At 57.5% G+C, this 6,729-nt stretch carries 10 protein-coding genes; 2 read left to right on the forward strand and 8 right to left on the reverse strand.

Translation table 11 applies throughout. From position 1 onward, the window contains the following. Positions 1-174: 174 nt before the first annotated feature. From WA354_RS14910 to WA354_RS14930, 5 genes are all read right to left on the reverse strand, one after another. A complete protein-coding gene (locus WA354_RS14910) occupies positions 175-636 on the reverse strand; it encodes a septal ring lytic transglycosylase RlpA family protein (protein WP_472813810.1) in 462 nt (153 codons plus the stop codon). A 492-nt stretch (positions 637-1,128) separates the two neighbouring features. Next, positions 1,129-1,593, reverse strand: a complete 465-nt coding sequence (locus tag WA354_RS14915; RefSeq protein ID WP_472813811.1) for a lysozyme — start codon at positions 1,591-1,593, stop codon at positions 1,129-1,131. Between the two features lie 294 nt (positions 1,594-1,887). After that, positions 1,888-2,154 (reverse strand): hypothetical protein, encoded by a 267-nt coding sequence (locus tag WA354_RS14920; RefSeq protein WP_472813812.1) that lies wholly within the window; start codon positions 2,152-2,154, stop codon positions 1,888-1,890. A gap of 40 nt (positions 2,155-2,194) precedes the next feature. Then, complete coding sequence (locus WA354_RS14925; protein WP_472813813.1) at positions 2,195-2,602, reverse strand: cupin domain-containing protein; 408 nt, start codon at positions 2,600-2,602, stop codon at positions 2,195-2,197. Between the two features lie 54 nt (positions 2,603-2,656). Beyond that, positions 2,657-3,520: a hypothetical protein gene (locus tag WA354_RS14930; protein WP_472813814.1), complete on the reverse strand. Its 864-nt coding sequence runs from the start codon at positions 3,518-3,520 to the stop codon at positions 2,657-2,659. 186 nt (positions 3,521-3,706) lie between these two features. On the opposite strand from WA354_RS14930, the gene WA354_RS14935 reads away from it, so the two are divergent. Beyond that, positions 3,707-4,051 (forward strand): phage holin family protein, encoded by a 345-nt coding sequence (locus WA354_RS14935; RefSeq protein WP_472813815.1) that lies wholly within the window; start codon positions 3,707-3,709, stop codon positions 4,049-4,051. A gap of 18 nt (positions 4,052-4,069) precedes the next feature. On the opposite strand, the gene WA354_RS14940 is transcribed toward WA354_RS14935, so the two are convergent. From WA354_RS14940 to WA354_RS14950, 3 genes are all read right to left on the reverse strand, one after another. After that, positions 4,070-4,582 carry a hypothetical protein gene (locus WA354_RS14940; protein ID WP_472813816.1) on the reverse strand — a complete coding sequence of 171 codons (513 nt, stop codon included), beginning with the start codon at positions 4,580-4,582 and terminating at the stop codon, positions 4,070-4,072. Further along, complete coding sequence (locus tag WA354_RS14945) at positions 4,579-5,139, reverse strand: RNA polymerase sigma factor (protein WP_472813817.1); 561 nt, start codon at positions 5,137-5,139, stop codon at positions 4,579-4,581. Before WA354_RS14945 ends, WA354_RS14940 begins: the two co-directional genes overlap by 4 nt. Positions 5,140-5,264: 125 nt before the next feature. Next, positions 5,265-5,972, reverse strand: coding sequence for a tetratricopeptide repeat protein (locus WA354_RS14950; protein ID WP_472813818.1), 708 nt, complete (start codon positions 5,970-5,972; stop codon positions 5,265-5,267). Between the two features lie 160 nt (positions 5,973-6,132). Between WA354_RS14950 and WA354_RS14955 the strand changes: the two genes are divergently transcribed. Beyond that, positions 6,133-6,510: a hypothetical protein gene (locus WA354_RS14955; protein WP_472813819.1), complete on the forward strand. Its 378-nt coding sequence runs from the start codon at positions 6,133-6,135 to the stop codon at positions 6,508-6,510. The last annotated feature ends 219 nt before the right edge of the window (positions 6,511-6,729 follow it).

The following is a 6,729-nucleotide window of genomic DNA, read 5'->3' on the forward strand; positions in this document are numbered from 1 at the left end:
TTCGTGGGGTAAGCGGAGTGAAGGACCTGCTTCTCAGCCGAGATTGAGGGTGCCCCATCCATGCGACAGCTTCATCGCGCATGGGTGGGAAACCACAAATCTCAAACGAGGATCGTTCCAAATAAATCGGGCCAGCCCCTGGCTGGCCCTTCTCATCTAATCCGAAAATCCAAGCTAACTGGCCGGATGTCCAGTCGACAGCACCTCAACCGAAACCCGCGCCAGCCCCGCCTGCGTCATGTGCAGCTTCTCTGCCGCTCCGTAAGACAGATCGATGATCCGTCCATTGTTGCTCCCCAGATCGCCGCGGTCCGTAATCCGAACCACCACCGACTTCCGGTTCCTCAGGTTCACGACTCGCACCAAACTCCCGAAGGGCAGCGTTGGGTGGCACGCTGTCATTGCGTTCATGTCGAATGTCTCCCCACTCGCTGTCTTGCGTCCATTGAAAACTGATCCGTACCAGGACGCGATGCCGCGGTAAATTCTGCCATGAGTCTTCGCGGTGGGTTGCGACGCCGCGCTCAGCGCAGGAGTTGCGCTTGCGACTATCGCAGGGGGAGCTGCCGTTGGCCTTTGCAGCCCCGCATCCGCTTGCACTGTCCGGGTGGAAATCGTTCCCAAAAACCCGGCCATTGCCAAGCAGGAAATCCCCACAAGAAGCCAGAAAGGAAGAGGCTTTTGGGGGCTCGTGTTGGTTGCTTTCGGTCGAATAAGCATCCTCTGATTTTACCAGCCCGAGAGCCGGTATCCTCCAATAAATTCAATCAGATGCAGGCAAAAATACTTCAAAATCGACTCACGTTGCGGTACGCTCCGTAAGCCTCTGAATCAACGCAGTTTGGAACTGCAACAATCCCGGTGAAAGATCGTCCTTTTTGCCTTTTTTTTGACCAACGCAGCGGCGGTGGACTGCCCCTTGCCACACTACGGGAATACCCGGAAATCCCCGAGGTCGCAAAGATTAACACGCCGAACTCGGGTCGGGATAGTAACTTTCGCCCGGGGGTCGAACCCCTCCCCCCCTCTTTGTAAAAAAAAGTGCGGCCGTTCACGAGGTTACGACGAGTGAGCTCTGCAAAGGTTCTCCCGGCTGGGGTTACTTACAGGTTCCTCTACAGAAAGGACTTACGGGGCCAATACGGCTCTGGCTGCGACGGAGCGCGGATTCCAGAGCTGGAATTCGGCTTCGCGGCGGCCTTTGAGGCTGGCGATTTCACGAGAGCCGGCATGATCCCAGGCAAGGAGCTCCCGGGCAGCGGCTTCGTATTTTTCTGTGTTGAGGTATCTCAGCAGCGTTGAGGAGGCGAGGCGTCCGACTCCAAGGTTGAAGACGAAGTCCACGAGGGCATCGAATTGACCCTGGGTCAGGGTGACTTTGACGAGGCGGTCAACGGCGGCTTCGGCGAGAACAAGATCCTGGCTGAGGATGGCTTCGCCCTGCGACAGGTTGATGCCGATTGGGTAGGCTTCGTGTCGGCCCAGGCGGTGGCCGAAGCCGATGGTGGGAAATCCGGCGACGTCGGCATAGACGCGATCGCGAAAGCCTTCGGATTTTTTCAGCAGGCTCAGGCCTGCGGAGCTCAGATGCATTGGTTTCTCCTGCGAAAGAAAAGGCCGCGCGTAGCGGCCTTGGGTGTTGCGGTTTTGCGCGCGGTTGAGGGAGCGCATTAGGGACGGCAAAGAAACTGGCTATATGGATTCAGCGTAGGCTTATCGCCGAATTAACCTGCAATTCCGCGAAAGCCTTTTGACGTTTGTTCTGAAGGAATTAGGTCGTGGCGATGGAATGAGGGGCTTGACGAGAATGATGGCGTAGACGATCGAGTGGTGGGCGCTACGATGCTGTTTTGACCTTCCGGGCTTTTGTTCAGACCCTCAGGCGCACTATCGGCCCAGCTCGGTGATCTCAACTCTCTCGTCCGTCTTGATGTACCCTTTGCGCCGGAACCAGTCTTCCATCGCCGGCTGCAGCCGCTCGAGCGGCACGCGGTTGCCAGCCTCCATCAATCCGTCCGCACGGGGAAGCGTGTCATCGAAAATCGCCTCATTGGTAAAGTTCCGCATCGCAAAATTGTCGATCCAATGCAAAGGGCAGGCGAAACGGTTGCCCGTTGCATCGACACGTTGAATCGACAACTTGCGAATGAACATGCATTCAGCCTAAATGCCACATCGACGACTCGCCCAACCCTCAAGCCTGGTCGGGAAGCAAAATGGAATCGTGCTCTTCAAACACCGCGGCCAGCGCTTCACGCGTGCGCACCGGCATCGCATGTATCGCTTGAATCAGCTGGTGAATCTTGGGCGTCATGATGATCAGATAGCATGCTGGATCGGCCTTCGCATTCCAGAAAGTATGCGCTGTTCCAGGCGGCACCAGGATTGCGCTTCCGCTACGCACCTCAACCTCGTCGTGTCCGATCCTGAACATAAGGGCGCCTTCCAACACATACCACGCCTCCTCATCAGAGCGGTGCAGATGCGTTGGAGCGAGTAGGCGTTTCTGTCCCGGCACGCCCCCGGGGTCCTGCCATTCCGCCATCACGAATTGGCCGCGATCATTTCCGAGAACTTTTCCGGCAAGCGGCGAAGCAATCATTTCGGGTCTCCTCGTCGATGAACTTGCAGCCCGGTATCGACGCCATCCGAAGGTTCACGGCTTCTGGTTCGACGTGCTCTTCGCTTCTTTCGTCTGCTGCTGCGTCTCAACCTTAAATCGCTGATAGTCGTAGTCCCGCTCACGAAAGTGCTGGCGAAGGTTCTTGAACATGAGAAGACGAGCCTGCACTGTTCCCTCTGCGCCCGTAGGCAGCCAGATTTCGCCGTTCACCTTGGACTGGTCGAACCGAAAGCTCGAGCCCTTCTGCACCGTCGCCAGAATTCCCCCCACCATGCGGAAGTTGTCGATGAACCTCACTTCCAGGTGTGCAACCTGCCGATCAGCTTCATTAATCCAGACCGTGCCCTGGAGCTTTTTTGAAGCGTCCTCGGCCATTCCATGCGTCTTCGCATCTTTGCGGCCCACAAAGTCGAACACGATCGTCGGATCGTTGCGGTACAGCTCACGGCGCTCGTTACTCACATCCATGATTTCCAGCACGCGGCTGATGCTGATGCTGGGTCCCTCGAGCGATTGCCCGCGCGGAGTCTTCTGCGCCTTCTCTACCAGTTTCGTAACCCGCTCGGTCTCTTTCTGCTGCTCGTGCTCATCGAGAGGCTTATCGTTTGACTTCACCTTGCGTTCAATCACGTGCCCGCTGACAAAGAAGTCCTCGTACTCCGACGACTCCGTCTTCTTCACCTGGCCGTCAGCGTCGATGTCCTGCACAACCTGGTAGGAGGTATATGTATAGTTCTCGCGAATCTGATCCAGCTGCTTCTGGTGCTCCTGCACCTCGCGCATCAGTTGGCGAATATCGGGCAGAGGCGCCTGCGCCGGCTGCTGACCAGCTGCAGCCAGAATAGAGATCGAAAGAAGAGTGCAACCAAATAAACCAAAATGATTACGAATGTACATGCAAGAGTTTGACCATCGGTACTGCACGCCTTGTAAGTAAACGTGGAAGAGTAAGTCGCATTTGCGTTACTAGAATGGTCGCACAAATTGCGCGTGAATGCCTGTGCGTCGCGCTATGATTGCATACCAACGCAAGACGTGCTTCTTCCCATAAGCATTAACCGCAGTTCCGGAGAAAAACTCAGCATGTTTCGAGCACTGATTCACTGGATATTGAGTGCGATCGCGATCATGGTCGTGGCAAAGCTTGTTCCCGGATTTTATGTGAACGACGTGCAGTCTGCCCTGTTTGCAGCGCTTGTGATCGGCGTTTTGAACGCAACGCTTGGCTTCGTTCTTAAGGTCATTACGTTTCCATTCGCCATACTCACACTCGGAATATTCCTGCTCTTGATCAACGCAGCCATGATTCTGCTGGCTGCAAAAATCGTCCCAGGCTTCGTTGTGTATGGATGGGTACCGGCCTTCTGGGGTGGGGTCGTCCTGGCTGTGCTGGGCATGCTCATCCGCGCCCTGATGAAGGACCAATAGAGTCGAAAAACCGGTTCTTTATGGTTGAGCCGGCTGCGCCGATTTGCTCTTCTCAGCCAGGGGGCGCGCAACGTACCGACGCGGAAGCACATCCGCTCTGCCTTCACGCTTTTCATGCTTCCCGTTCACTGGCGCAATCACCTTCGGGCCATCGAGCGTCTTCGGCGTGCGCCGGGCCGCGGCAGCGGATAGACCGCCGCCTCCATCGATCCGCTGGGGGGCCGCGACAGCAGTAGGTGCTGGCGCCACCCTGATATGGGAATACACTTCCCATCCGCCGCCTGCGACCACAAACACAATCGCAGCCGCCGCAGCCGCTCGCAGCCCTGAGACCTGCGCCCACTTCGTCTTATTTGAAGAGGAATCAGGCCAAGCCACCACGCGGGCTTGACGTTGAGCAGCGCGAATACCGGACTTCACGCGTTCTTCAATTCCTTGCGGAGCCGGCAACGCTGCGATAAGACGAAGCGTCAGTTCGGCATCAGTGGCGCCGCTATTTCCATCCAGATCGTTTTGTGTTGAGAAACTCATCGGACACTCCTGGTGTGTTGGAGCAGTTCGGCCAGCAGGTTGCGCGCTCGAAACAGTCGCGAGCGAACGCTCGACTCGGTAACGTCCAGCACCGCGGCAATCTCCACGCTTGAAAGCTCTTCGAATGCGGAGAGCACCATCACCTCGCGCTCGCGTGCAGGCAGCTTCTCAATGCAAGCCAGCACGTGCGCGTGGTGTTGCGCGGCGGCGGCACGTTGTTCCGCCGTCAGTCCTGCCGCAGGCATCACGCGAGCGAGTTCTGCTATGTCATCGGTTTCGGGGCGTGTCTTGGCGCGACGCTTGCGGTCGAGCACAATGTTCCAGACGATGCGAATCAGCCAGACGCGGTGATCGCGGATCTCGCCGAGTGTTTCACGATGGCGCAGAACGCGCAGAAATGCTTCCTGCACAGCGTCTTCGGCGTCGGATTGATTGCGGAGGACGGAAAAAGCTACACGGTAGAGAGTGGTCGCGTACTGGTCGACCAGCGCCTCCAGTGCGGCTTCCTGGTCGCGCTGGCGGGCCTCGTCATGCACGGCGCTCTCGACGATCTCCATCCATCCTGGGACTAAAGTCTGGCTGGCGCTCATACATAAACCAGACGCAGATGCCTGAGAAAATGCTCAGAATTTGAAAAATCCGGACTTCCGCCGAATCGCGCCTGTCTTCAGCCACGGGTGTCTTACTGTTTGCCGGAAAGCTTCTGGGCGGCGATCGAACCCGCGGCCCCGTCCTTGTCGGAGTCCTTCAACTTCGCCCAAAGCGCCCGCGCCTGGTCCTGCTTGCCCGTCGCGGCATAGAGATCGGCAAGGTCCAATTGCGCAGTACCAGCAGTAACGGTATCCGAAGGCTTGGCGATGATCTCGTTATAGAGAGCGATAGCCTCCTGGTCGCGATTGGTCTGGTGATAGATCGATGCCAGGGCGACCTTGGCCAGGTTGGCCAGGTTGCGGTTCCACGACCCGGCGACCTTCTTCAACTCCGTTTCGGCCGCGGCCGTCTGTCCCAGTTCCTGATCTGTGACGCCAGTGAAATACTGCGCTTTGCCGCCTTCCGGCAGCCAGCCGTATTTATCGGCAACTGCCTGAAATTGCTGATTGGCCGCCTTGGAGCGCTCGGCGGCGGTGGTGTACTCGCCCTTTTGGGCCGGGGCGCCGGGCAACGCAAGAGGTGCCGAATAGGTATCCAGCGCTGAACCTAAGGCGGTTTCGGCGGCCGATTGCCGCACATTCCAGAAGACGATCAATCCAATGCCCAGAACAAGAACCACTGCGGCCGAAATCGCCCACTGCGTGACGTTACTGCGATGACCGCTGAGCCAGGTAACGCTGGTTTTCGTGGCCTGGGCAAATTTGTCGCCCTTAAGGGCGTGACGAGTCTGTGTATCCACTGAGTGTTTGTCCTTCGCTTCGATCAACTTGCAGGCGGGTCCGTACAGGTGGGGGCACAGCCACTGCAACCTTACTAGTTTAACAGTGGGGAAAGAAGACCGTCCACCAGACGTGACCGGCGCGCTTGCTGTGCGGCGGGGGGAACGATAGGCTAGTTGCATGTACGAAGATTTCCATGTGACCGACCGCTGGAGCGGCGAAGACCTGCACTGCTCGTGGAAGGCCAATATTGTGGCCATCGCCACCCGTCACGCCGATGCCGTGGATGTGCGATTTGACGTGAACGGGCGCCCCATGTGGATCGCCCTGCCCTGCACTGCGTGGCTCGAACAGAAGAAGCGCTCCGGCAAGGTGATTACAGACCAGCTAGCTGTCCAGATTGCCGGGCGTCACCTGAAGCAGCTCATCGAAGAAGGGTACGATGCCAGCCGCGAGGTCTACACCGTCTCGGTTCCGGAGGTCCTGGCGCATCTCGATGCCGTTGTGGCCGAGGCCAAACAGCAGCGCGGCATTCCGCTACTGCCGGTTGGCGTGTAGGACGCCGGTCAGGAAGAGTGACAGCTCCCCGGACTCACGATCTGCAACCAAACGGTTGCATGTACCCACCCCCACCCCATCTCTGTAGAGAAAGTCTCTCCTTTCAGGGATTTACAGTGTGGCAGTCGATGCAAAGTATTCTTTCGATTAGACTTAGCCGCAGATTAGTCTCGGCATTGGACTTAGGGGTATCTCTCTTCCTTGCTGCATACAGTTTCG

Origin of the sequence: Occallatibacter sp. (genome assembly GCF_049802275.1) — a bacterium.
Classification (GTDB): Bacteria; Acidobacteriota; Terriglobia; order Terriglobales; family Acidobacteriaceae; genus Telmatobacter.

Coding starts and splice junctions, on each gene's coding strand:
- WA354_RS14910 (WP_472813810.1), bottom strand. CDS start 636: ATGGCCGGGTTTTTGGGAACGATTTCCACCCGGACAGTGCAAGCGGAT.
- WA354_RS14915 (WP_472813811.1), bottom strand. CDS start 1,593: ATGCATCTGAGCTCCGCAGGCCTGAGCCTGCTGAAAAAATCCGAAGGC.
- WA354_RS14920 (WP_472813812.1), bottom strand. CDS start 2,154: ATGTTCATTCGCAAGTTGTCGATTCAACGTGTCGATGCAACGGGCAAC.
- WA354_RS14925 (WP_472813813.1), bottom strand. CDS start 2,602: ATGATTGCTTCGCCGCTTGCCGGAAAAGTTCTCGGAAATGATCGCGGC.
- WA354_RS14930 (WP_472813814.1), bottom strand. CDS start 3,520: ATGTACATTCGTAATCATTTTGGTTTATTTGGTTGCACTCTTCTTTCG.
- WA354_RS14935 (WP_472813815.1), top strand. CDS start 3,707: ATGTTTCGAGCACTGATTCACTGGATATTGAGTGCGATCGCGATCATG.
- WA354_RS14940 (WP_472813816.1), bottom strand. CDS start 4,582: ATGAGTTTCTCAACACAAAACGATCTGGATGGAAATAGCGGCGCCACT.
- WA354_RS14945 (WP_472813817.1), bottom strand. CDS start 5,139: ATGGAGATCGTCGAGAGCGCCGTGCATGACGAGGCCCGCCAGCGCGAC.
- WA354_RS14955 (WP_472813819.1), top strand. CDS start 6,133: ATGTACGAAGATTTCCATGTGACCGACCGCTGGAGCGGCGAAGACCTG.